Annotated in this window: 20 protein-coding genes; 10 read left to right on the top strand and 10 right to left on the bottom strand. The window is 67.3% G+C overall.

The window, feature by feature from the left end; all coding sequences use genetic code 11:
• The first annotated feature begins 102 nt into the window (after positions 1–102).
• Positions 103–1,002, top strand: coding sequence for an EamA family transporter RarD (rarD, locus tag CRO07_RS08105; protein ID WP_097030189.1), 900 nt, complete (start codon positions 103–105; stop codon positions 1,000–1,002).
• 16 nt (positions 1,003–1,018) lie between these two features.
• On the opposite strand, the gene CRO07_RS08110 is transcribed toward rarD, so the two are convergent.
• A complete protein-coding gene (locus CRO07_RS08110) occupies positions 1,019–1,462 on the bottom strand; it encodes an RrF2 family transcriptional regulator (protein WP_097030190.1) in 444 nt (147 codons plus the stop codon).
• Between the two features lie 366 nt (positions 1,463–1,828).
• Positions 1,829–3,364, bottom strand: coding sequence for a pyruvate kinase (locus tag CRO07_RS08115; RefSeq protein ID WP_097030191.1), 1,536 nt, complete (start codon positions 3,362–3,364; stop codon positions 1,829–1,831).
• Between the two features lie 197 nt (positions 3,365–3,561).
• Between CRO07_RS08115 and CRO07_RS08120 the strand changes: the two genes are divergently transcribed.
• Positions 3,562–5,007 carry a tryptophanase gene (locus tag CRO07_RS08120; protein ID WP_097030192.1) on the top strand — a complete coding sequence of 482 codons (1,446 nt, stop codon included), beginning with the start codon at positions 3,562–3,564 and terminating at the stop codon, positions 5,005–5,007.
• Between the two features lie 45 nt (positions 5,008–5,052).
• Here the strand turns inward: CRO07_RS08120 and CRO07_RS08125 are convergent, their stop codons facing one another.
• On the bottom strand, positions 5,053–5,925 hold the full coding sequence (locus CRO07_RS08125; protein WP_097030193.1) for a ChuX/HutX family heme-like substrate-binding protein: 873 nt from the start codon (positions 5,923–5,925) through the stop codon (positions 5,053–5,055).
• A 213-nt stretch (positions 5,926–6,138) separates the two neighbouring features.
• Between CRO07_RS08125 and CRO07_RS08130 the strand changes: the two genes are divergently transcribed.
• A complete protein-coding gene (locus CRO07_RS08130; protein ID WP_097030194.1) occupies positions 6,139–6,855 on the top strand; it encodes a DUF5765 domain-containing protein in 717 nt (238 codons plus the stop codon).
• Between the two features lie 73 nt (positions 6,856–6,928).
• Positions 6,929–7,639, top strand: a complete 711-nt coding sequence (gene pth, locus CRO07_RS08135; RefSeq protein WP_097030195.1) for an aminoacyl-tRNA hydrolase — start codon at positions 6,929–6,931, stop codon at positions 7,637–7,639.
• Here pth and CRO07_RS08140 read toward each other — a convergent pair.
• Positions 7,636–8,400, bottom strand: a complete 765-nt coding sequence (locus tag CRO07_RS08140) for an NAD kinase (RefSeq protein ID WP_097030196.1) — start codon at positions 8,398–8,400, stop codon at positions 7,636–7,638. The genes pth and CRO07_RS08140 overlap by 4 nt on opposite strands.
• Before the next feature lie 159 nt (positions 8,401–8,559).
• Between CRO07_RS08140 and glyA the strand changes: the two genes are divergently transcribed.
• On the top strand, positions 8,560–9,855 hold the full coding sequence (gene glyA / locus CRO07_RS08145) for a serine hydroxymethyltransferase (protein WP_097030197.1): 1,296 nt from the start codon (positions 8,560–8,562) through the stop codon (positions 9,853–9,855).
• Positions 9,856–9,899: 44 nt separating this feature from the next.
• On the opposite strand, the gene CRO07_RS08150 is transcribed toward glyA, so the two are convergent.
• On the bottom strand, positions 9,900–10,283 hold the full coding sequence (locus CRO07_RS08150; RefSeq protein WP_235840956.1) for a hypothetical protein: 384 nt from the start codon (positions 10,281–10,283) through the stop codon (positions 9,900–9,902).
• A gap of 81 nt (positions 10,284–10,364) precedes the next feature.
• Here CRO07_RS08150 and CRO07_RS08155 point away from each other — a divergent pair, with 81 nt between their 5' ends.
• On the top strand, positions 10,365–11,138 hold the full coding sequence (locus CRO07_RS08155) for an alpha/beta fold hydrolase (RefSeq protein WP_097030199.1): 774 nt from the start codon (positions 10,365–10,367) through the stop codon (positions 11,136–11,138).
• 1 nt (position 11,139) lies between these two features.
• On the opposite strand, the gene CRO07_RS08160 is transcribed toward CRO07_RS08155, so the two are convergent.
• From CRO07_RS08160 to carB, 4 genes are all read right to left on the bottom strand, one after another.
• Entirely contained in the window at positions 11,140–11,646 is a 507-nt protein-coding gene (locus tag CRO07_RS08160) for a cytochrome b (RefSeq protein WP_097030200.1), read from the bottom strand.
• A gap of 33 nt (positions 11,647–11,679) precedes the next feature.
• Positions 11,680–11,856: a CTP synthetase gene (locus CRO07_RS08165; RefSeq protein WP_097030201.1), complete on the bottom strand. Its 177-nt coding sequence runs from the start codon at positions 11,854–11,856 to the stop codon at positions 11,680–11,682.
• A 326-nt stretch (positions 11,857–12,182) separates the two neighbouring features.
• Complete coding sequence (locus CRO07_RS08170) at positions 12,183–13,574, bottom strand: DEAD/DEAH box helicase (protein WP_097030202.1); 1,392 nt, start codon at positions 13,572–13,574, stop codon at positions 12,183–12,185.
• A 477-nt stretch (positions 13,575–14,051) separates the two neighbouring features.
• Positions 14,052–17,381, bottom strand: coding sequence for a carbamoyl-phosphate synthase large subunit (gene carB / locus CRO07_RS08175; RefSeq protein ID WP_097030203.1), 3,330 nt, complete (start codon positions 17,379–17,381; stop codon positions 14,052–14,054).
• A gap of 189 nt (positions 17,382–17,570) precedes the next feature.
• Here carB and CRO07_RS08180 point away from each other — a divergent pair, with 189 nt between their 5' ends.
• The 4 genes from CRO07_RS08180 to CRO07_RS08195 all read left to right on the top strand — a co-directional run bounded on the left by CRO07_RS08180 (position 17,571) and on the right by CRO07_RS08195 (position 21,955).
• Positions 17,571–18,710: an aminodeoxychorismate synthase component I gene (locus CRO07_RS08180; RefSeq protein WP_097030204.1), complete on the top strand. Its 1,140-nt coding sequence runs from the start codon at positions 17,571–17,573 to the stop codon at positions 18,708–18,710.
• A complete protein-coding gene (locus CRO07_RS08185) occupies positions 18,668–19,300 on the top strand; it encodes an aminotransferase class IV family protein (RefSeq protein WP_176504518.1) in 633 nt (210 codons plus the stop codon). The genes CRO07_RS08180 and CRO07_RS08185 overlap by 43 nt, the downstream gene beginning before the upstream one ends.
• A gap of 173 nt (positions 19,301–19,473) precedes the next feature.
• On the top strand, positions 19,474–21,249 hold the full coding sequence (gene aspS / locus CRO07_RS08190; RefSeq protein ID WP_097030206.1) for an aspartate--tRNA ligase: 1,776 nt from the start codon (positions 19,474–19,476) through the stop codon (positions 21,247–21,249).
• Positions 21,250–21,253: 4 nt separating this feature from the next.
• A complete protein-coding gene (locus CRO07_RS08195) occupies positions 21,254–21,955 on the top strand; it encodes a GNAT family N-acetyltransferase (protein ID WP_097030207.1) in 702 nt (233 codons plus the stop codon).
• Between the two features lie 223 nt (positions 21,956–22,178).
• On the opposite strand, the gene CRO07_RS08200 is transcribed toward CRO07_RS08195, so the two are convergent.
• On the bottom strand, positions 22,179–22,829 hold the full coding sequence (locus tag CRO07_RS08200) for a response regulator (protein ID WP_235840957.1): 651 nt from the start codon (positions 22,827–22,829) through the stop codon (positions 22,179–22,181).
• Positions 22,830–22,993 lie beyond the last annotated feature (164 nt).

Here is a 22,993-nt window from a genome sequence, read left to right on the forward strand (position 1 = left end):
GCCCGGGTTTCCATCACGTTTGGAAATGGATGGCCGCACAAGATCGGATTGGCGCGGGCGTCGTCGCTCCTGTATCGCGGTCAGACCCCAGAGGAGCCGAGGATGACCGACCTGCCCCTTTCCCGCAACGAGGACAGCCTGCGCGGCGTGGCTTTCGCGCTGTCGGCCTATCTGCTGTGGGGCTTCATGCCGCTTTACATGAAGGCGCTGGCCCATGTGCCGCCGTGGGAGGTGGTGGCCCATCGCGTTGTCTGGTCGGTGCCGGTGGCGCTGGCGGTGCTGGTGGCGCTGGGGCGGACGCAGGAGTTGCGCGCGGCGCTGCGCTCGCCGCGGTTGTTGCTGATGGCCTCGATCACGGCGGCGCTGATCTCGGTGAACTGGGGGATCTATGTCTGGGCCATCGGTGCCGGGCAGGCGCTGGACACCGCGCTTGGCTATTACATCAACCCGCTGTTCAGCGTGTTTCTGGGGGCGCTGTTGCTGGGCGAGCGCATGAACCGGATGCAGCTGGCAGCCATTGCACTGGCGGCGGCGGCGGTCGTGGTGCTGACGGTCGAGGCGGGGCGGCTGCCCATCGTGGCGCTTGGCCTGACCCTCAGCTGGGGCGGCTATGCCTATCTGAAAAAGTCGCTGCCGCTTGGCGCCAATCAGGGCTTCTTGCTTGAGGTGCTGATCCTGCTTCTGCCGGCGCTGTTGGTGCTGGGCGTGATCGAGGCCCGCGGCGAGGGGCATTTCCTGCACGGCAGTCTGTCGGATCAGGCGCTGTTGCTGGGCACGGGGCTGATCACGGCGGTTCCGCTGATGCTTTATGCCAACGGGGCCAAGCTGTTGCGGCTGTCGACCATCGGCTTTCTGCAATACCTTGCGCCGACGATGATCTTCCTGACGGCGGTCTTTCTGTTCAAAGAGCCCTTCGGCCGGGCCGAGGCCATCGCCTTTCCGATGATCTGGGTCGCGCTTGCGATCTATTCGGTGGCGCTGATCCGGGCGGCGCGGCGCTGATCCGGGCGGCGTGGCGTCAGGTCAGAACCGGCACGCGGCCATCGGCGCCGAACTGTTCCGGCGCCATCATCACATCGGCGACGGTATATTCGTCCAGCGTGGCCATGAACGACTTGACCGCCCGCGCGATGATCGGCGGCAACTGGCACGGCCGCGAGATGCAGCAGGTGTTGCCCTGCTGGAAACATTCCACCAGCGCAAAGTCGGTCTCGGTCGCGCGCAGAACCTCGCCCAGACGGATCTCGTTGGCCGGCCGCGCCAGCCGGAAGCCGCCGGTGCGCCCGCGGGTGCCTTGCAGAAAGCCCGCATGGATCAGGTTCATCACCACCTTTTTCAGATGCCCCTGCGAGATGCCATAGACCGAGGCGGTCTCGCCGATGGTGACCAGCCGGCCGTCCTCGATGCTGGCGGCATAAAGCAGGACACGCAGGGCATAGTCGCTGAACTTGGTCAATCGCATGGCGCACTCCGGGGAACGTTAGGTGTCCCTTTTTCGGAAGGGACGACGAAACGTCCTTGATCGCAATCAAAAAGCCGAATTCTTCAAGGTCTCGGCGGAAGTGCCGCAGGGCCGGGCCGCAGGCGAAGGACGGCGCGGCCCGACCCCGCTGCCCGCAACGGTGGCGGTTTGCATGTCGGGGCCGGGCGATGGCAGGCGGGTTTGGCACAATTGCGGCCCCCGCAGCCGTGGCGCATGATGGTGAGGGGCGCTGTTTTCCACCGCAGGCGCAGGGGTGGCTGAGGGGACAGCGTGACCTGAAGGGCGAGGCGCTGTTTGCCACCGCAGGCGCGGCGGCGTCCGTCGATTCCCCGTGCGCCGCCGCTGTCAGGGCAGGTCTGGCCGCGGCTCTTGATCGGCGCCGGTCCACAGGTGCAACGGCCCCAGCCGGTCGGATTTCTTGGCGTGGTGGCGATCCATCCGGCCAAGGATGCCGCGCAGGAAGCGCACCGTCGGCAGGATATGCGGCCCCTTGTTCAGCATCACGCATTCGGCGCGCTGGCTCATGGCGGCATCGGTCACCTCGGCCCGGCTGGCCTGACCCTCTTTCGCCATGCCCTCAAGCACTTGTGTTGCCCAGACCACTGGCACCTGTGCCGCCTCGCACAGCCACAGGATTTCTTCCTGTATCTCGGACAACCGCTCGAAGCCGATCTCGACGCCCAGATCGCCGCGGGCGATCATCACGCCAACCGGCAGGACGCCCCCGGCCTCGATCACCAGATCGGGCAGGTTGCGCAGGCCAAGCGGGGTTTCGATCTTCAGCAGGATCGCGGGCAGCGGCCGGTCGGGCACCGCGCGCGCCTGCATCGCCGCGATCAGGGCGCGCACATCCTCGACCGTCTGCACGAACGAGAACGCCACCAGATCGGCATGGGGCACCACCAGATCCAGCGCCGCCAGATCCTCGGGGGTCAGCGCCTCGACGCGCAGGGTGGCGCCGGGCAGGTTGACGCCTTTGCCCGGTTTCAGCCGAAGGCCCTTGGTGGGGGCGTGGCGAGCCTCAAGCACGGCATGATCGGGCGCGGTCTCGGTCACCACGGCGCGCATCTTGCCATCGTCCAACGTGACCTCGGCCCCCGGCGACAGCGCGTCCAGCAGCGCCGGATGGGTCAGCGTGGCGCAGGCCAGCCGCCGCGGCCCCGCCCCGGTGCGGGCCGCCAAGGCGAACCTGTCGCCTGCGAACAGCCGCGGCGGGCGCTTGGGCACCACATCGGCAATGCGGACCTTCGGCCCGCCAAGATCCATCGAAACCGGAATGTGACGCCCCGCCGCCCGTCCCGCGGCGCGGATATGGCCGATCATCGCGGCCCAGTCCTTCGGCTGGTCATGGGCGCAGTTGATGCGGAAGGCGTCGGCGCCGGCATCCACAAGGGCCGCGACCAGATCGGGATCGTCCGCGGCTTCGGGCGGCAGCGTCACCATGATCCGGGTATAGGGGCCATCGGCCCGCGCACCGAACAGGCTGTCCCTTCGGTCGCAAAGGCAGGTGCTGTCGGTCACGGCCGGGGCGGTCGTGGCTGCCGGCTGGCCGGCAATGTCGGCCAGCGCCGCCAGCACCGCATTCAGCGTGGGGCGCACATGGCCGTCAAGCCGGCCCAGCGTCGACAGACCCAGCGTCGCCAGCGGCCCCTGCAACGGCGCAAGATCGGCCTCGCGCAGCGCAAGCCAGTCGGCAAGGTTCCGGGCCGAGGCCAGAAACCCGGCCCGCCCGATCCGCGGCGCCCAGTCGGCCATCCTGTGATCCGACTTGGTCACGATCCCTTCGCGCAGGGCATCCAGCCGGTGCCAAAGCGCCTGTGCCTGCGCCCTGCGATCCGTTGCCGTTTCCTTGATGCCGCCTGATGCCGTCGTCCCGTCCATTTCCGCAAAGCCCCGATAGGTCGTTTTGGCTGCCTGCTAGCAGCCGCCTGCGACGGTTCCGTGACAGTGGCAATGACAGTGGCGGTGGGCGGCCGTGATCTTCTGCCGCAGCCTGACAAGGTTGCCCGCGGGCGCTGTGCCGGGTCCAATCCCGCCGGAGTCTGAAGGTAAGGGCGGGATGCCCGGGGGGATTTGAGATGACGGTGAAGTTCTTCGGCGGCGATACCGTTCCGCTTGAGATGCACAAGGTGCGCGTGGTCCAGAAGCTGAACCTGCCGCCGATCGAGGAACGCCAGAAGGCGATGGCAGGAGCGGGCAACAACACCTTCCTGCTTCAGAACCGCGACGTGTTCATGGACATGCTGACCGACAGCGGCGTGAACGCCATGAGCGACCGGCAGATGGCCGCGATGATGGTGGCCGACGACAGCTATGCCGGATCGGCTACCTATGAACGGTTCGAGGCCAAGCTGCGCGATCTGTTCGGGATGCATTGGGTGCTGCCCACCCATCAGGGCCGCGCCTGTGAAAACATCCTCAGTCAGGTTCTGGTGACGCCGGGGACCATCGTCCCGATGAACTACCACTTCACCACCACCAAGGCCCATATCGTGCTGAACGGTGGCACGGTCGAGGAAATCTGCTACGACCGCGGGCTTGAGGTCACCAGTTCCTTCCCCTTCAAGGGCGATATGGACATCGACAAGCTGGAAGGGCTGGTTGCGACCCACGGTCCCGACAAGATCGCCTTCGTGCGGATGGAGGCGGGGACCAACCTGATCGGCGGTCAGCCGATCTCGATTGCGAACCTGCAAGAGATCCGCGCCGTCTGTGACGCGAACGGCCTTCTGCTGGTGCTGGACGCCAGCCTTCTGGCCGACAACCTGTGGTTCAACAAGACGCGCGAGGAAAGCTGCCGCGACCTGACGATCCCCGAGATCACCCGCAAGATCGCGGATCTGTGCGACGTGATCTACTTCTCGGCCCGCAAGCTGGGCTGCGCCCGCGGCGGTGCGATCTGCATCCGCAATGAAGACCTGTTCCGCAAGATGCGGGTTCTGGTGCCGCTTTACGAAGGCTTCCTGACCTATGGCGGCATGTCGGTGCGCGAGATCGAGGCGCTGACCGTGGGTCTTGAGGAAACGATGGACGTGGACATGATCTCTCAGGGTCCGCTGTTCATTGCCTATATGGTGGATGAACTGGTCAAGCGCGGCGTGCCGGTCATCACCCCGGCGGGGGGCTTGGGGTGCCATGTCGATGTGATGCGCTTCCTGCCGCATGTGCCGCAATCGCAGTATCCGGCCGGCGCGCTGGCCTCGGCTCTGTTCATCGCCAGCGGCATCCGCGGGATGGAGAGGGGATCCTTGTCCGAACAGCGCAACCCCGACGGCACGGAAGTCTATTCCAACATGGAGCTGCTGCGTCTGGCCATGCCGCGCCGGGTGTTCACGCTGAGCCAGGTGAAATACGCCATCGACCGGCTGGACTGGCTGTATCAGAACCGCGAACTGATCGGCGGCCTGACCTTCGTGGAAGAGCCCGAGATCCTGCGCTTCTTCTACGGCCGGCTGGCCCCGGTGGGCGACTGGCAGGAAAAGCTGGTGGCGAAGTTCCGCGCCGATTTCGGCGACAGCCTGTAACCCCTTCGGCCCGGCCCCATCACGGGGCCGGGTTTTTCCACCGTCTCAGGTGGTTTCGGCCGTCAGGCCCCGGGCCAGCGCATCCCAGCCGGATGCGTCAGGCCCGGCCCCGACCGACAGGATCGCCTCGCCGGTCGGGCCGAAGGCGTCGACCGTCAGGCCGTCGGGGGCTTGCGTCAGCAGCACCGTCGCCAGATGGTCGGTGCGCAGATGCAGGTTGAAGCGCGGGTCCATCACATTGATCCAGTAGCCCGCCGGCAGGATACGCGCCACCGTGCCGCGAAACACCTGCGCGCAGCCGGGATTGGTCACGCGGATCGCCAGCGACACGCCCCCGGCCGCGGCGCGTTCCAGCAGTTCGGTCATGGCGGCAGGCGACAGCCGCCGCAGTGTCCGGGCCGGGTCCGGTGCATCCGGGATCGGCGTCGCGCGGGGCACGAAGGGCAATGCCTCGGGTTGATCGGGCAGGCGCAGCGCCGCGACCAGATCGGCAAAGGCCGCCACGTCGCTGTCGTCGGTCAGGTGGATCTTGTGCACCGCATCGCCCGCCGCATCGAAGATCTGGACTGAGCGTTTGACCGATTTCGCGGTTCTCTCGGTGACGGCGAAGGCATGGACCCACTGGGCGGGGCGGATGTGCAGCTCGATCCCGTCGCCGGTGACCGTCACCGGGTCATGCGGGCAATAGCGGCCCTGCCGTTCCTGCACCGCCGAATCGTTGCGCGTCAGCGCCAGCGCCTCGCCCAAGGCCGCGGCCAGCGGGATCAGCCGGTCGGGCGCGGCCGCGACATGCACGGTGTCAGGTCCGACATGGGCGGCCAGCAGCGCCGCCTCGGGGATGCCATGGGCGTCGGTAAAGTCGCGGGCGCGGGCGCGGTGATTGGCGGCGCGGGCGGTGCGGATCTCGGCCGGGGTCATGGCATCTCCTTGGTGATGGACGGTCTCGGGCGCAGGTCGCCATCTTCCGCGCCCCGCCGCCAGAGGCAAGAGGCCGCACTTGCCCGCAGAGCCCCGGACCCAGGCCCTTCCGTGATGCGACTGGCCAGAAAACGCAGGCTTTCTGGCATCTTCATTTGCCAGCGCGGGCGGGCTCGGACATGCTGGGTCGGGTTGGCAATGGTGGAGCAGGGGATGTGCTGGGGGATTGAGGTCACGGCCACGATGGTTGCCGCAGGCACCGCGGGCGCGCTTGTCGCCTGGTGGCGCAAGGAAGCGGCGGCGATCCCGCTGACGCTGGCCTATTTCGCCCTGATGGAGGCGTTGCAACTGGGGGGCTATCTGGTCATCGACCAGTGCGGAACGCCATCGAACCGGGCGATCACCCTGCTGTCGGTGTTGCACATCGCCTTTCAGCCCATCCTGATCAACGCCTTTGCGCTGGCCATCGTGCGCCCGGACATGGGCGCCTTCGGGCGGCGGATCGTGCTGGGCCTTGCCACGCTGTCGTCGCTGGTGATGGTGGTGCAGCTTTTGCCGCTGCCGGCGCTGGGGACTTGCTCGCCGGGCACGCCGCTGTGCGGGGCTGCGCTGTGCACGGTGTCGGGCAACTGGCATCTGGCGTGGGAGGTGCCCTACAACGGGCTGATGGTGGCGGTGGACCGCGCCATGGGCAGCAATTTCGGTTTCCCGCCCTACATGCTGACAGTGTTCCTGTTGCCGGTCTTTTACGGCGCGTGGCGGTTTGCGCTGTTCCATCTGTTGATCGGGCCGGTGCTGGCGTTTTCGCTGACGCGGAACCCGAACGAGGCGCCGGCGGTCTGGTGTCTGTTCTCGATCCTGATCCTTGGCATCGCTCTTGTGCCGCCGGTGCGGCGACTGTTCGCCGGGCAGCGGATGGCGCCGGCCTGACCTGCGCGGCCAAGCCTTGCCGCGGGGCCGGGGTGGCCCTAAAACGCCCCCGTCCCCAGAAACGGAGCCCCGCATGAAGCTGTTTGTCGGCCTTGGCAATCCCGGCGCGCGTTATGCCGGCAACCGCCACAACATCGGCTTCATGGCCGTCGATGCCATCGCTGCGGCGCATGGCTTCTCGCCGTGGCGGGCGCGGTTTCAGGGTCAGGCCGCCGAAGGCCGGCTGGGCGCCGAGCAGGTGCTGCTGCTGAAGCCCGGCACCTTCATGAACCTGTCCGGTCAGGCGGTGGGCGAGGCGATGCGCTTTTACAAGCTGACCCCCGCCGATGTCGTGGTGTTCCACGATGAACTTGACCTTGCGCCGGGCCGGGTCCGGCTGAAGCAGGGCGGGGGGCATGCGGGCCACAACGGGTTGCGCTCGATCCACGCCCATGTGGGCGAGGCCTATGGCCGGGTCCGGCTGGGGATCGGCCATCCGGGGCACAAGGACAAGGTGGCGGCCTTCGTGCTGTCGGATTTCGCAAAAGCCGATGCCGAATGGCTGGACGATCTGATGCGCGGCATCAGCGACGGCGCCGAGGCACTGGCCGCGGGTTCGGGCGACAGGTTCCAGAACGCGGTCGCGCTGCGGATGCAGCCGCCCCGCTCCGGTGGCAAACCCGCCGAGCCAAAGCCTGTGAAAGCGGTGGAATCCGGCAGCGTGAAAACGGCCGGACCTGCGCCCGAAGATCCCGGGACAGACAGCCGCAACCCGTTGCAAAAGCTGATGGATCGGTTCCGCTAGACGAACTGTTCGCGGATCAGTCGTTCTTCCAGCCCGTGACCGGGATCGAACAGCAGCCGGTGGCGGATCGCAGGTTCCGACCGGATCTCGACCGAGACGACATCGCGCACCGACCGCCCGTCGGCATCCGCCATCACCGGCCTCTTGCGCGCATCGATCACGTCGAACCGCACCAGCGCCGTCTTGGGCAACAGCGCGCCGCGCCAGCGCCGCGGCCGGAACGGCGCGATCGCGGTCAGTGCCAACACATCGGCCCCGATCGGCAGGATCGGCCCATGGGCCGAGTAATTGTAGGCGGTAGAGCCGGCCGGCGTGCAGACCAGCGCGCCATCGCAGACCAGTTCTTCCATCCGCACCTTGCCATCGACCGAAATCCGCAGCCATGCCGCCTGCGGGCCTGCGCGCAGCATGCTGACCTCGTTGATGGCCAGCCGGTGAAACACCTCGCCGGTCTCGCTGACCGCGGTCATGGCCAGCGGGTTCAGGATCTCTTCCTCGGCCTCGGCCAGCCGTTCGGGCAGCCTGTCCTCGCAATAGCCGTTCATCAGGAACCCCACGGTGCCGCGGTTCATGCCGTAAACCGGCAGCCCAAGGCTTTGCGTCTCGTGCAGGGTTTGCAGCATGAAGCCATCGCCACCAAGCGCCACGATCACCTCGGCCTCGGGCAGGGGGCACTGGCCATAGCGGGCGGCCATCGCGGCCAGCGCCTCTTGCGCGACGGGCGCGCCGCTTGCCACGAATCCGATGCGCTGGCGCGCCATGATGCTCTCCTGCCGGGGTTAGGGGCAGTGTTGGACGCAGCCGGCGGCAAACTCAAGCCCTGCCCGCTTCGCACCATTGGGCCCTTGCGTCGTTTTCCGGTCTTTCTGTCGTGGCCGGGATGTTCTAAATGGGCGCATCCCTTCCGACAGGAGACGCCCATGAACGCCCCGCACCGCGACGACGGCTTCTTTACCGAAAGCCTTGCCTCCCGCGATCCCGAGCTTTTCGCCTCGATCACCGGCGAACTGGGCCGGCAGCGCGACGAGATCGAGTTGATCGCCTCGGAAAACATCGTGAGCCGCGCCGTGATGGAGGCGCAAGGCTCGGTGATGACCAACAAATATGCCGAAGGTTATCCGGGCAAACGCTATTATGGCGGCTGCGGTTTCGTGGACGTGGCCGAGACGCTGGCGATCGAGCGTGCGAAGCAGTTGTTCGGCTGCGCCTTTGCCAACGTGCAGCCCAATTCGGGGTCGCAGGCCAATCAGGGCGTGTTCAACGCGCTGCTGAAGCCGGGCGATACCATTCTGGGGATGGAGCTGGCCTCGGGCGGGCACCTGACGCATGGCGCGTCGGTGAACCAGTCGGGCAAGTGGTTCCATGCGGTGCAATATGGCGTGCGCAAGGCGGACAACCTGATCGATTACGATCAGGTGGCGGCCCTTGCGCGCGAACACAAGCCGAAGCTGATCATCGCCGGCGGTTCGGCCATCCCGCGCCAGATCGATTTCGCGAAGTTCCGCGCCATTGCCGATGAGGTGGGCGCGCTGCTGATGGTGGACATGGCGCATTTCGCGGGTCTTGTCGCGGGTGGGGCGCATCCCTCGCCGTTCCCGCAGGCCGATGTGGCGACGACGACCACCCACAAGACGCTCCGCGGCCCGCGCGGCGGCATGATCCTGACCAACAACGAGGATATCGCGAAAAAGGTCAACTCGGCGATCTTCCCTGGTATTCAGGGCGGCCCGCTGATGCATGTGATCGCCGCGAAGGCCGTGGCCTTCGGCGAGGCGCTGCGCCCCGAGTTCCGCGCCTATGCCGCGCAGGTGGTCAAGAACGCGCAGGCGCTGGCGGACGAGCTGATGAAGGGCGGCCTTGATATCGTCACCGGCGGCACCGACACCCATGTGATGCTGGTGGACCTGCGGCCCAAGGGCGTGAAGGGCAACGCGACCGAAAAGGCGCTGGGGCGTGCCCATATCACCTGCAACAAGAACGGCATCCCGTTCGACCCGGAAAAGCCGATGGTGACAAGCGGCGTGCGTCTGGGCACCCCCGCCGGCACCACCCGCGGCTTCGCCGAGGCCGAGTTCCGCGAGATCGCCCGCCTGATCGTCGAAGTGGTGGACGGGCTGGCCGCCAATGGCGAGGACGGCAATGCTGCGGTCGAGGCCGCGGTCAAGGCCAAGGTCGCGGCGCTGTGCGCCCGCTTCCCGCTGTATCCGACGCTGTGAACTGACACCCGGCGCGGGTGCCCTGTGGTTCCCGCGCCAGCCTTTCAGACCAGACCGCGCCAGCGCATCAGCGCATAGCCCACGCCAGCGGCCAGCAGGCCCGCGGCCAGAGACACCCGGGCAAAGGTCAGCGCCGTTCCCATCCAGCGCGCCCACGGGCCAAGCCCGGTCAGGTGGCGCACACAGATGTCGTAATCGGCCGAGACCTGTTCAAAATCGATCTTCATCAGCCGTCTGGGGTCGCGTGCCCCCTCGGCCGCGGCGGCAAGGCCGCGTGCCGCCTTGCGCACCCGCAAGGGCAACAAGCGCCCGCCGCGCGCAAGCCGGTCGCCAAGCCCGGTGCCGCGGATGCAAAGCCGCTCGTCCATCAAGGCGCCGACCCTGTCGGCCATCTGCCATATCGCCACCGCCGTCATGCCGTCCCCCATGGTTGCGGGCAGGATAGGGGGGGCGCCGCCCGGCGGCAACGGGGTCTGGCAGGCCGCGGCACGGCACGCTAAAGACGGGCCATGCTGAACACCCTGATCCACCGGGCGGAAAGCCCGTCTGATGCCCCGCCGCTTTTGATCGCGCATGGCCTGTTCGGCTCGGCGCGCAACTGGGGCGTGATCGCCCGCCGCCTTGCCACGACGCGCAGGGTGATCGCGGTCGACATGCGCAACCACGGCGAAAGCCCCTGGACCGACAGCCACCGCTATCCCGACATGGCCGAGGATCTGGCCGAGGTGATCGCCGCGCAGGGTGGTTTGGCCGATGTGATGGGCCATTCGATGGGCGGCAAGGCGGCGATGGTGCTGGCGCTGACCCGCCCCGATCTGGTGCGCCGGCTGGTGGTGGCCGATATCGCGCCGGTGGCCTACACCCACGACCAGACCCGGAATGTCGATGCGATGCGGGGCCTTGACCTGACCGCGCTGGCGACGCGGGGCGACGCCGACCGCAGGCTGGCCGAGGTATTGCCCGATGCGGGTCTGCGCGCCTTTTTCCTGCAATCGCTGGATCTGCGCGCCGACCCGCCGCGCTGGCGGCTGAATCTGGATCTGCTGGCGGCCGAGATGGCGCATATCATCGGCTGGCCGGGAACCGAGGGCCGCTTTGACGGCCGGGCGCTGTTTCTGACCGGCGAGACCTCGGATTATGTTCGGCCCGAACATCGCGCGACGATCCAGCGCCTGTTTCCCGCCGCCCGCTTTGCCGAACTGAAAGGCGCGGGGCACTGGCTGCACGCCGAGAAGCCCCGCGCCTTTGAGGACACTGTTCGTGCCTTTCTGGACGCCGCCTGACCTAGTTCGGGCGGCGCATCCGGTCGAGCGCGCCGTTGCGCAGCACGAACTGGTGGAACAGCGAGATCGCGATGTGGACGCCGACGATCACGATCACCAGCACCTTCATGCTGCCATGCACCGACGTCGCAACCTCGTTCTGATAGAACCAGCCGATGGCGCCGGTGATCGGCAGCGCGAAGATGGTCAGATACAGGAAGAAGCTGAGCTCGCGGGTGAGGAAGGCGATGAACTCTTGCTCGGGGGTTTTCGGCTCGAACGCGGGGGCGGGCACGCCATTGGCAAAGCGCAGGCCGACGCGCCAGAACGCAAGCAGAAGGATGGCCAGCCCCACACCGACATGGGCCCAGGCAAGCGCGCCAAAGCCCGGATCGGCGCCGGTCCGCTCGGCCTCGACAAAGCTGGACATGGCGGGCCCCAGCAGGAACTGCACGACAACCAGCACCGCCACCGCCCAGTGCAGCACGATCTGCATCCTTGAATAGCCTGCCGGCGCTTCTTTCGACATCTTTGGTCCTTCCGCTTCTGGTCTCGCCGGGAATCAGGCGAGTTTGCGCGCGATGATGAAGCTGACGGGCAGCGCCGCCACGAAGCCGATTGCCGCAGCGGCAATGATCGGCTGAAGCGTGTCATAGCCTGTTACAAGGGCAACGACGATGAATGTCCCCATCAGCGACACGGAAACGATCGAGAACAGGATCAGCATCAGGCGAGTCATGGCAGGTCTCCGATTCCGGTTGAGCCGTATCAAGACTTCGCCCGGAATTGCCGCGTGGACCTTGATCCGCGTCAATCGAAGAAGGCTAGGCAATCGAGGGGAAAAAGGGGTAGATTGCAGCAAAGGTAGCCCGACAGTCGGGTGACGCGATCACCGCCGACTGCCGGGCTCCTTTGCGCAATGGATTGACACTCGTAAAGCAAACCCCCGGCGCTGCAGTCGCCGGACACTCGTTACCACACCGGCGCACCGGAACTTCATTATGCGCGATCCCGGCGGCGAGTGCCCGTCGGAATCGCAGCCTGCGTCACCAGGAAGCAGGGGCCTCAGCCCCGGGGGGCGCCGCCGGCCTGCCGCCCTTGCGATGACGACCGCCGGGGGGCTGCGCCGCCACCGGGCGCGGCTGCGGGCCGGCCCGGTCGGCCGCCGTGCGCTGCCTTGGGTTGCTGGCCCCTGGACTGCGGCTTGGCTGCGCCGGCCGGCGCCTTGGCGCCCTGCGCCTTCGGACGCCCGCCCTGACGCGGCTTCTGGCCCGGCTTCGGCGCGGCGGCCACGATGTCGGCCGCCCATGCCGCGCCGCCGATGACCGGGATCGGCTGCTTCAGCACTTTTTCGACAGCGCGCAGTTCTTCCATCTCGGCCGGGGCGACAAAGGCCACGGCGCTGCCCGCCGCGCCCGCCCGTGCGGTGCGGCCGATGCGGTGGACATAGTTTTCCGGCACGTTCGGCATGTCGTAGTTATAGACGTGCCGCACGCCCGGAATGTCGATCCCGCGCGCCGCCACATCGGTCGCCACCAGAACCTGAAGCGTGCCGTCGCGGAATTCGGTCAGGGTGCGGTCGCGCTGATTCTGGCTTTTGTTGCCGTGGATCGAGCCGGCCTGAAAGCCCCAGCTGACCAGCAGTTTCATCAGCTTTTCCGAGCCGTGCTTGGTGCGGCCGAACACCAGCGCCTGTTCGCCCGGATGTTTCAGCAGATAGCTTTCCAGCAGTTTGGCCTTGTCGCCCTGCGGGATGAAATGCACGCTTTGCGCGATCTTTTCCACCGGCTTGCCGGGGGGGGCGACCTGCACCCGGACCGGCTCGCGCAGGTAGGTATGGGCCAGTTCCTCGATCAGCTTCGGCATGGTGGCCGAGAACAGCAGCGTCTGGCGCTTCAGCGGCAGGTGGCGGGCGATCTTCCGCAGGCTGTGGATGAAGCCCATGTCAAGCATCTGGTCGGCCTCGTCCAGCACCAGATAGCCCGTCGCCTCAAGCGTGACGGCATTGCGGTCCAGAAGATCGATCAGGCGGCCGGGGGTGGCCACCATGATGTCGGCGCCGCGGGCCAGCTTTTCGGTCTGGCGGTGGATCGAGGCGCCGCCGGTGATGGTCACGACCTTGACCGGGGTGCCCTTGGTGAAAACCTCAAGGTTGGTGGCGATCTGGGTCACCAGTTCGCGCGTCGGCGCAAGGATCAGCGCGCGGATGGTGCGCGGGGCGGGCGGATGGCCCACGCCCAGCAGGCGGTGCAGCAGCGGCAGGCCAAAGGCCAGCGTCTTGCCGGTGCCGGTCTGGGCCAGACCCATCAGGTCGCGGCCGGCCATCACATGCGGGATCGCCTCGATCTGGATCGGCGTCGGTTTGGTGAAGTTGGCCTTGGCAAGGCCCTGCATAAGCTTTTCGGACAGCCCAAGGGTGCTGAAATCGGTCATGGTGTTCTTTCGACAAGCGGGCATCGACCCGCGGAATGGGGATCTCCCCGACGGGGGAGGCGGCAGGCGGGGCGGCAGAAGAATGTGCCGCGGTGCCCCTGCGTGACGGTGGGAACCTGTCGGCCAGACCTTGGCCCCAAGGGGGCGACTGCTCACGCGGCAGCGGGTCGTTGGCTTGCGTTGGACATGGAGGGGAAGGGGCTGGAAGTCAAGCGAAGGTTGTGGCGAATCGGCAAACTGCCTGACAGCGGCCTTGCGCTTGCCGGCCTGCCCCGCCGCCATGGCCGATATCGCCCGCCACATGTGCGCCGGGCGTTCGCGGCTGACGATCCTCGGCCAAAGGATCCTCCGGACGCCGTGCCGGCCCGCCACATGTGCGCCGGGCATTCGGGGCTGACGATCCTCGGCCAAAGGGCCGTCCGGGCGCCTTGCCGGCCCGCCGCTTGCGCGTCGGGCGTTCGGGGCTGACGATCCTCCACTGGAGGATCGTCCGGGCGCCCCTCACCCTTGCAGGGTGCGCACGCCGTAGCCTTCGCCGCGGGCCTGCATCGCTTCGACGGCGGCGATACTGGCGGCGGCGGTGGTGAAATAAGGGATCTTGTCCATCAGCGCGACGCGGCGGATGTCGCGGCTGTCGCTGATCGCCTGCGCGCCCTCGGTGGTGTTCATCACCAGCGTGATCTCGCCGTTCTTCAGCATGTCGACGATGTTGGGCCGCCCTTCGTAGACCTTGTTCACAAGGGTTGCCGCTATCCCCTGCGCCGCCAGCCAGCCGGCGGTGCCCTTGGTCGCCACGATCTCGAAGCCCATGGCGGTCAGGCCGCGGGCGGCCCCGGCCAGCGCCGCGGACTTGTCCTGATCCTTGACCGACAGGAACACCTTGCCCGCTTCCGGCAGATGCGTGCCCGCGCCCATCTGCGCCTTCAGGAACGCCAGCGCAAAGCTGCGGTCCCAGCCCATCACCTCGCCGGTCGAACGCATCTCCGGCCCCAGCAGCGGGTCGACGCCGGGGAAGCGGGCAAAGGGCAGCACCGATTCCTTCACCGAGAACCACGGCGTGATCGGATCGGCCAGTGTCAGCGGATCGGCCAGCGGCAGCGCCGAATCCGGCCCGACGCCCGCGGGATAGGCCGCGCGCAGAGGGAAGGCCGACAGAGGCTCGCCCGCCATCAGCCGCGCCGCGATGGACGCAATCGCGCTGTCGGTGGCTTTGGCCACGAAGGGCACCGTGCGCGAGGCGCGGGGGTTGACCTCAAGCACGAAGATCACCCCGTCCTTGATCGCGAACTGCACGTTCATCAGGCCCACCACATGCAGCGCGCGGGCCATTTCCACCGTCTGACGCTTCAGCTCCGTGATGGTTTCGGCCGACAGCGAATGCGGCGGCAAACAGCAGGCCGAATCGCCGGAATGGACGCCCGCTTCCTCGATATGTTCCATGATGCCCGCGACATGAACATTCTGCCCGTCGCAAAGCGCATCCACATCGACCTCGATCGCGCCGGCCAGATAGCTGTCCAGCAGCACGGGCGAGCTGCCCGAGACCTGAACCGCCTCGCGGATATAGCGTTCAAGCTGGGCGTCGTCGCGAACGATCTCCATCGCGCGGCCGCCAAGGACATAGGACGGCCGGATCACCAGCGGATAGCCGATGCGGCGGGCGATGGCGAAGGCCTCGTCGCGCGACCGCGCCATGCCGTTGATCGGCTGCTTCAGGCCCAGATCGTTCAACAGTTGCTGGAACCGCTCGCGGTCCTCGGCCAGGTCGATGGCATCGGGGGTGGTGCCAAGGATCGGGATCCCCTCATGCGCCAGCGCCTGCGCCAGCTTCAGCGGCGTCTGGCCACCGAACTGCACGATCACGCCGTGAAGGGTGCCGTTTTCCTGTTCGACCCGCAGGATTTCCAGCACATGTTCCAGCGTCAGCGGCTCGAAATACAGCCGGTCCGAGGTGTCGTAGTCGGTCGACACGGTCTCGGGGTTGCAGTTGATCATGATGGTTTCGTAACCGGCGGCGGTCAGCGCGAAGCAGGCATGGCAGCAGCAATAGTCGAACTCGATGCCCTGACCGATCCGGTTCGGCCCGCCGCCGAGGATCACGACCTTTTTCGCCGCCGACGGCCGGGCTTCGCATTCCACGTCACCCATCGCGGGCGATTCGTAGGTGGAATACATATAGGGCGTCTGCGCCTCGAATTCGGCCGCGCAGGTGTCGATGCGTTTGAAGACCGCCTTCACCCCAAGGTTCCGGCGGGCACGGCGCACCTGACCTTCGTCACGCCCCGTCAGACTGGCCAGCCGCGCATCGGTAAAGCCCATCATCTTCAGCTTGCGCAGGCCCCGTTCGGTGACCGGCAGGCCCTTGGCGCGGATGTCGGCCTCGGCCTCGACGATCTCGCGCAGGCGGGCAAGGAACCACGGATCGAAGGCGGTGGCGGCCTGAATCTCGTCATCCGTCAGCCCGTGGCGCATCGCCTGCGCGATCAGCCGCAGCCGGTCGGGGGTCTGGGCCGAAATCGCCTTGATGACGGCGGCCTTGTCGGGCGCGCCGGGGATCTCGATCTCGTCAAAGCCGGAAAGGCCGGTCTCCAACGAGGCCAGCGCCTTCTGAACCGATTCGTGGAAGGTGCGGCCGATGGCCATGACCTCGCCCACCGATTTCATCGCGGTGGTCAGTTCCGGCTTCGATCCGGGGAACTTTTCAAAGGCGAAGCGCGGGATCTTGGTCACGACATAGTCGATGGACGGCTCGAAGCTGGCGGGCGTGACCTTGGTGATGTCGTTGTCCAGCTCGTCCAGCGTGTAGCCCACGGCGAGCTTTGCCGCGATCTTGGCGATGGGAAAGCCCGTAGCCTTGGACGCCAGCGCCGAGGACCGCGACACCCGCGGGTTCATCTCGATCACCACCATGCGGCCGTCGGCGGGGTTGATCGCCCATTGCACGTTCGATCCGCCGGTTTCCACGCCGATCTCGCGCAGCACGGCGATGCTGCCGTTGCGCATGATCTGGTATTCCTTGTCGGTCAGGGTCAGCGCCGGCGCCACGGTGATCGAATCGCCGGTATGCACCCCCATCGGGTCCACGTTTTCGATGGAACAGACGATGATGGCATTGTCCGCGCGGTCGCGGACCACCTCCATCTCGTATTCCTTCCAGCCAAGCAGGCTTTCATCGACAAGGATCTGCGCCACCGGCGAGGCATCGAGGCCCGAGCGGCAGATCGCCTCGTAATCGTCGCGGTTGTAGGCCACGCCGCCGCCGGTGCCGCCAAGGGTGAAGGCCGGGCGGATGATCGCCGGAAGGCCCACATATTCGATGGCGGCCATCGCCTCGGCCACGCCCGCGTTGATGTCATAGCGCCCGTCGGGCAGCTTCGGTGCGGCGATGATCGTGGCCTTGGGGTTTTCCAGCCCGATGCGGTCCATCGCCTCGCGGAACAGCTTGCGGTCCTCGGCCATCTCGATGGCCTCGCGGTTGGCGCCGATCAGTTGCACGCCGAACTTTTCCAGCACGCCCATGTCGGCCAGCGCCAGCGCGGTGTTCAGGCCGGTCTGCCCGCCCATGGTGGGCAAAAGCGCGTCGGGGCGCTCTTTCTCGATGATCTTGGCGACGACTTCGGGGGTGATCGGCTCGATATAGGTCGCATCCGCCAGACCGGGGTCGGTCATGATGGTGGCGGGGTTCGAGTTCACCAGAACCACGCGATAGCCTTCCTCGCGCAGCGCCTTGCAGGCTTGCGCGCCGGAATAGTCGAACTCGCAGGCTTGCCCGATGACGATGGGGCCTGCGCCGATGATCATGATCGAGCTGATATCGGTTCTTTTCGGCATTTGTGGCCCCACATCTATGGTCCTGCGCCGTACGGGCGGCAGGATTGTCCGGATTCTACGCTCTGCGCAAATTGGCGCGGTTATAGACCCGCCGCCGCGCGGCGCAACCCATTTGCGAAGCGTCGCGGTCGGGCTGTCGCGGCGACCGGCCCCATGCTAGATCGGCGCGACGATGACGGAGGGACAAAGGTGATCCTGTGCGAGAACGGGCCGGCGGGCGGCCCCGCCCTGTTCCGCGACCCGGTCGAACGGGTGACGGTGTGGGAACCGGCCGATGTCGCCCCGGCGCTGGCGCGGCTGGATGCGCTGCGGGGGCAGGGGCTTTGGGTCGCAGGCGCGATGGCCTATGACGCCGGGCTGACCTTCGAGCCGCGCCTTGCGGACCTGATGCCCGCCCATCGCGACGAGCCGCTTCTGGCCTTCGGCGCATTCGCAGGCCCTGTCCCCGCGACGGATGTTCTGGCGCGGGCCATGGCCGAGGCGGCGGGCGTGTGTCTTGCGCCGCTGTGCCCCCGGATCACACAGGCCGATCATGCCGCGGCCTTTGCCCGGCTGATGGACTATATCGCCGCGGGCGACTGCTATCAGGTCAACCTGACCTTTCCCGTTGACAGCCGGCTAACGGCCGGCAGCGCGCTTGGGCTTTATGGTGCGCTGCGGGCGCACCAGCCGGTCGGGCATGGGGTGTTCTGCGATCTGGGCGGGCCGGTGGCGATCTCGGCCTCGCCCGAGCTGTTCTTTGCCTGCGATGCCGATGGCTGGATCGAGACCCGGCCGATGAAGGGCACCGCGCCGCGCGACGCCGACCCCGCACGCGATGCGGCGCTGGCCGCAGGGCTGGCCGCCAGCGAAAAGGGGCAGGCAGAGAATCTGATGATCGTCGATCTGCTGCGCAACGATCTGTCGCGGATCTGCGCCGTGGGCTCGGTCCGGGTGCCGGATCTGTTCGCGGTGGAAAGCTATGCCACCGTGCATCAGATGGTCAGCCGGGTGACGGGGCGGCTGACGGGGCGGCCGGGGCTGGCGGCCCTGATGCCGGCGCTGTTTCCCTGCGGTTCGGTCACCGGGGCGCCCAAGATCCGCGCAATGCAGATCATCGCCGAGCTGGAATGCGGTCCGCGCGGGCTTTACTGCGGTGCCATGGGCTGGATGGCGCCGGACGGGCGCGCGGCGTTCAATGTGGCGATCCGCACGCTGCGGCTGTATCCCGACGGGCGGCTGCGGCTGGATGTGGGCGGCGGCGTGGTGCAGGATTCCACCGCGGACGGCGAATGGGAGGAGGCACTGTGGAAGACCCGCTTTGCAAGGCTGCCCACGACCCGGGGCTGAGGCTGATCGAGACTCTGCCATGGGACGGCACGCGGCTGGTGCGGCTGGACCGGCACTTGGCGCGGCTGGCCTGCGGGGCGGCGCGGCTGGGCTGGCGGTGCGAGGGGGCGGCCAAGGCGCTGCGCGCGGCAGTGCCCGATGGGCCGGCCCGGATGCGCCTGACACTGGATTCCGCAGGGCGGATCGAGGTCGAGGCGGCACCCCTGCCGCCTGTGAAACCGCTGTGGCGGCTGGGGCTGGCCGGCGAGCGGTTGTGGTCGGCCGATCCTTGGCTTGGGGTGAAATCCACGCGCCGCGGCGCCTATGACCGGGCGCGGGCGGCGCTGCCGGCGGGGCTGGACGAGGTGGTGTTGCTGAACGAGCGGGGCGAGGTCTGCGACGGCACGATCACCACGCTGTTTTTCGATGCGGGCGAGGGGCTCTGCACGCCGCCGCTGTCCTGCGGTCTGTTGCCCGGCATCCTGCGCGCGGACATGCTGGACAGCGGCGCCTGCCGCGAGGCGGTGCTGCCCGGTGCGGCGTTGCCACGGGTGCGGCTGTGGGTGGGCAATTCCATGCGGGGGCTTAATCCGGCCGTCTGGTCGATCTGACGGAGGCGCGTTCCGCGCCACGGCGTTTGTCTCGCCCGTCCGGCGGGGCCGGACGGGCTCGGGCGCTCCGCGGGGGATATTTGTGGCCAGAATGAAAGGGGCGTGGCTTGACTTCGCGCGGCTGGCAGAGTGTATCGGCGCGGACGAACCAAAGCCTCGGGAAGGGGACTGTTATGCACGCCTATCGTAGCCATACTTGCGCGGATCTGAACGCCGGGCACGTCGGTCAGGAGGTGCGGCTTTCGGGATGGGTGCACCGCGTGCGCGACCATGGTGGCGTGCTGTTCATCGATCTGCGCGACCATTACGGTATCACGCAGGTGATCGCGGATGCCGACTCGGCGGCCTTTGCCGAGTTGGAGAAGGTGCGCGCCGAATGGGTGATCCGGATCGAGGGCGTGGTGAAGGGGCGCGATGCGGCGCTGGTGAACCCGAAGCTTTCGACCGGCGAAATCGAGGTTTATGCCCGCGGTCTGACCGTTCTGGGGGCCGCCGACGAGTTGCCGATGCCGGTGTTCGGCGAGGTGGACTATCCCGAGGAGACCCGGCTGACCTATCGGTTCCTGGATCTGCGGCGCGAGAAGCTGCATGGCAACATGATGCTGCGGTCGAACGTGGTGCGGTCGTTGCGCAACCGGATGTGGTCGGCGGGCTTCAACGAGTTTCAGACGCCGATCATCACCGCATCTTCGCCCGAAGGGGCGCGGGACTTTCTGGTTCCCTCGCGGTTGCATCCGGGCAAGTTCTATGCGTTGCCGCAGGCGCCGCAGCAGTTCAAGCAGTTGATCATGGTGGCGGGGTTCGACCGCTATTTCCAGATCGCGCCCTGTTTCCGCGATGAGGACCCGCGGGCCGACCGTTCGCCGACCGATTTCTACCAGCTCGACATCGAGATGAGTTTTGTCGAGCAGGAGGATGTTTTCGCCGCCGTGCAGCCGGTGATTCAGGGGCTGTTCGAGGAGTTCGGCGGCGACCGCAAGGTTTACGCCGATTGGCCGCGGATTGCCTGGCGGGATGCGATGCTGTGGTATGGCTCGGACAAGCCGGACCTGCGCAACCCGATCCGGATGCAGGTGGTGAGCGAGCATTTCCGCGGCTCGGGCTTTGCGATCTTCGCGAAGCTGCTGGAGAACGAGGGGACCGAGGTTCGCGCGATTCCGGCGCCGATGGGGGGCAGCCGCAAGTTCTGCGACCGGATGAATGCCTTTGCCCAAGCCCAGGGTCTGCCGGGGATGGGCTATATCTTCTGGCGGAAGGGCGAGGACGGGGCGATGGAAGCCGCCGGGCCGCTGGCCAAGAACATCGGCCCCGAGCGGACCGAGGCGATCCGGCTTCAGCTTGGGCTGGGCGAGGGCGACGCCGCGTTCTTCCTTGGCGGCAAGCCCGAGACCTTCGAGGCCGTTGCGGGGCGCGCGCGCAACGAGATCGGCCGCGAGCTGGGGCTGACCGAGGAAAACTGCTTCAAATTCGCCTGGATCGTCGATTTCCCGATGTATGAGACGGACGACGAGGGCAAGATCGACTTCAGCCACAACCCGTTTTCGATGCCGCAAGGGGGCATGGAGGCGCTGGAAGGCGATCCGTTGAAGGTTCATGCCTATCAGTATGATCTGGCCTGCAACGGCTATGAGCTGGTGTCGGGCGGCATCCGCAACCACCGGCCCGAGATCATGTTCAAGGCCTTCGAGATCGCGGGCTATCCCAAGGAAGAGGTCGAAAAGCGGTTCGGTGGCATGGTCAAGGCGTTCCGGTATGGCGCCCCGCCGCACGGCGGTTGTGCCGCCGGCATCGACCGGATCGTGATGCTGCTGGCGGACGAGGCGAACATCCGCGAGGTCATCATGTTCCCGATGAACCAGCGCGCCGAGGATCTGCTGATGGGGGCGCCGTCGGAACCCACCAACGAGCAGTTGCGCGAGTTGCGCCTGCGCGTCGTGCCGAAGGACTGAGGCGATGACGCGGTTTGGCGCCCCGGTTCCAGACTGGTCGGCGCCGCCGCACCCCTCGGATCTGTCCGGGGGGCGGTATGCCCTGCTGGAACGCTTGTCGGCTGACCGGCATGCGGCGGATCTGCACAGGGCGTTTTCGGGCGACGATACGCTGTGGGATTACCTGCCCTATGGGCCGTTTGCCTCGACGGCGGCCTATCACCATTGGGTGCGCGGGGTCGAGGGCGCCGCTGATCCGCTGTTCTTTGCCATTCGCGCCCGCGACACCGGCCATTGCGGCGGCGTGGCAAGCTTTCTGCGGATCGCGCCCGAGGCGGGGTCGATCGAGATCGGCCATATCTGTCTGGCGCCCGCGATCCAGCGCAGCCCGGTTGCGACCGAGGCGTTGTTTCTGATGATGCAATGGGCCTTTGATGCCGGTTATCGGCGTTGCGAATGGAAGTGCGATGCGCTGAACCTGCCGTCACGCCGGGCGGCGCAGCGGCTTGGGTTCAGCTATGAGGGCACGTTCCGGCAGGCGGCCGTGGTGAAGGGCCGCAACCGCGATACGGCGTGGTTCTCGGTGATCGATACCGAGTGGGCGGCCCTGCGCGAGGCGTTCACCCTTTGGCTGGCGCCGCGGAACTTCGGGGCGGATGGCCGGCAGGCAGAGCGGTTGTCGGACCTGACCTCTCTGGTGCGCGGAGGGACTGACCCCCTGCTTTGACGGTCCGCGTGCGGGCCTGCGTTGTGACGCGCACCCGCGCCGGACCCTCATCCGCAGCGTGCCCGGGCCGCGGGCCGCCAGCCAATCGGCGGCGACGAGGCAGGGCGACCGCGACCGGGCAAGGCGGGCCGGATCGACCGCCGCGGGTTTGCCAACGGCAGCGACGGGACAAGGGTGGCTTGGACCCAGTTCGCGCGCGGCCCGATGTTCGGGCCGTGGCGGCTTAGAATGCCCCGGTCGAGCCCGCGAGTCGGGTCAGGATCAGCCGTTTCATGCGGTCCAACCCCTCGGCGCTGTCGGCGGCGCTGCGGGCGGCCTGTTCCAATGGTGTATCGCCGCTGCTGCGGGCGATGCCCGAGACGAAGCCGGCCAGATAGCGCGCTGGCGCCGAATGCGGCTGGGCATCGGTGGCCAGTGTGGCCGCACGGCTGAGATCCTCGCGCAGCGAGAACGGATCGGGGGGTGGAAGCGCCTCATCCTCGGGCGGGCGCTGTCGGTCGGGAAGGTGCTGAAGCAGCATCTGCTGGAACAGCGCAAGACTGTCGAGCGGCTTTTCCATGAAGCCATGCGCGCCCGCGGCAAGGGCGGCCTCGCGCCCCGAGGGGTCGCCGCTGGCGGCAATCACCACCGGCCCCGGCGCATCGGCCGTCAGTTCGGCAATCAGCGCCGCGCCGCTGCCGTCGGGCAGGCTTAGATCGACCACCACGGCATCGGGGCGGTAAAGGTCCAGATGGCTGCGGGCTGCTTCCAGTGTTTCGGTCCTGCGCAGTTTTGCCCCCGAACGGTGGCACAGCAGGCGCAACGCCTCGGCCGCGAAATGGCTGTCTTCGACGGCAAGGATGGTCAGGCCCGACAGCGGCAGTGCCGGCTGCATGGTGCGGCGGGGGGCGGGCGAAGGCGGGTCTGGAAGAAGGTGAAGGTGGGGCATGAAACGTCTCTCGGCGGGGCTGAGTCGCGTCATCCAACCCCATCGGGATCAACATCCGGTTAAGCGGCGCGACCGGCTGCCCCCTTGCCTCGTGCCGGTGGCGCTTTCAT

This window comes from Cereibacter ovatus, from assembly GCF_900207575.1.
GTDB classification, from domain to species: domain Bacteria; phylum Pseudomonadota; class Alphaproteobacteria; order Rhodobacterales; family Rhodobacteraceae; genus Cereibacter_A; species Cereibacter_A ovatus.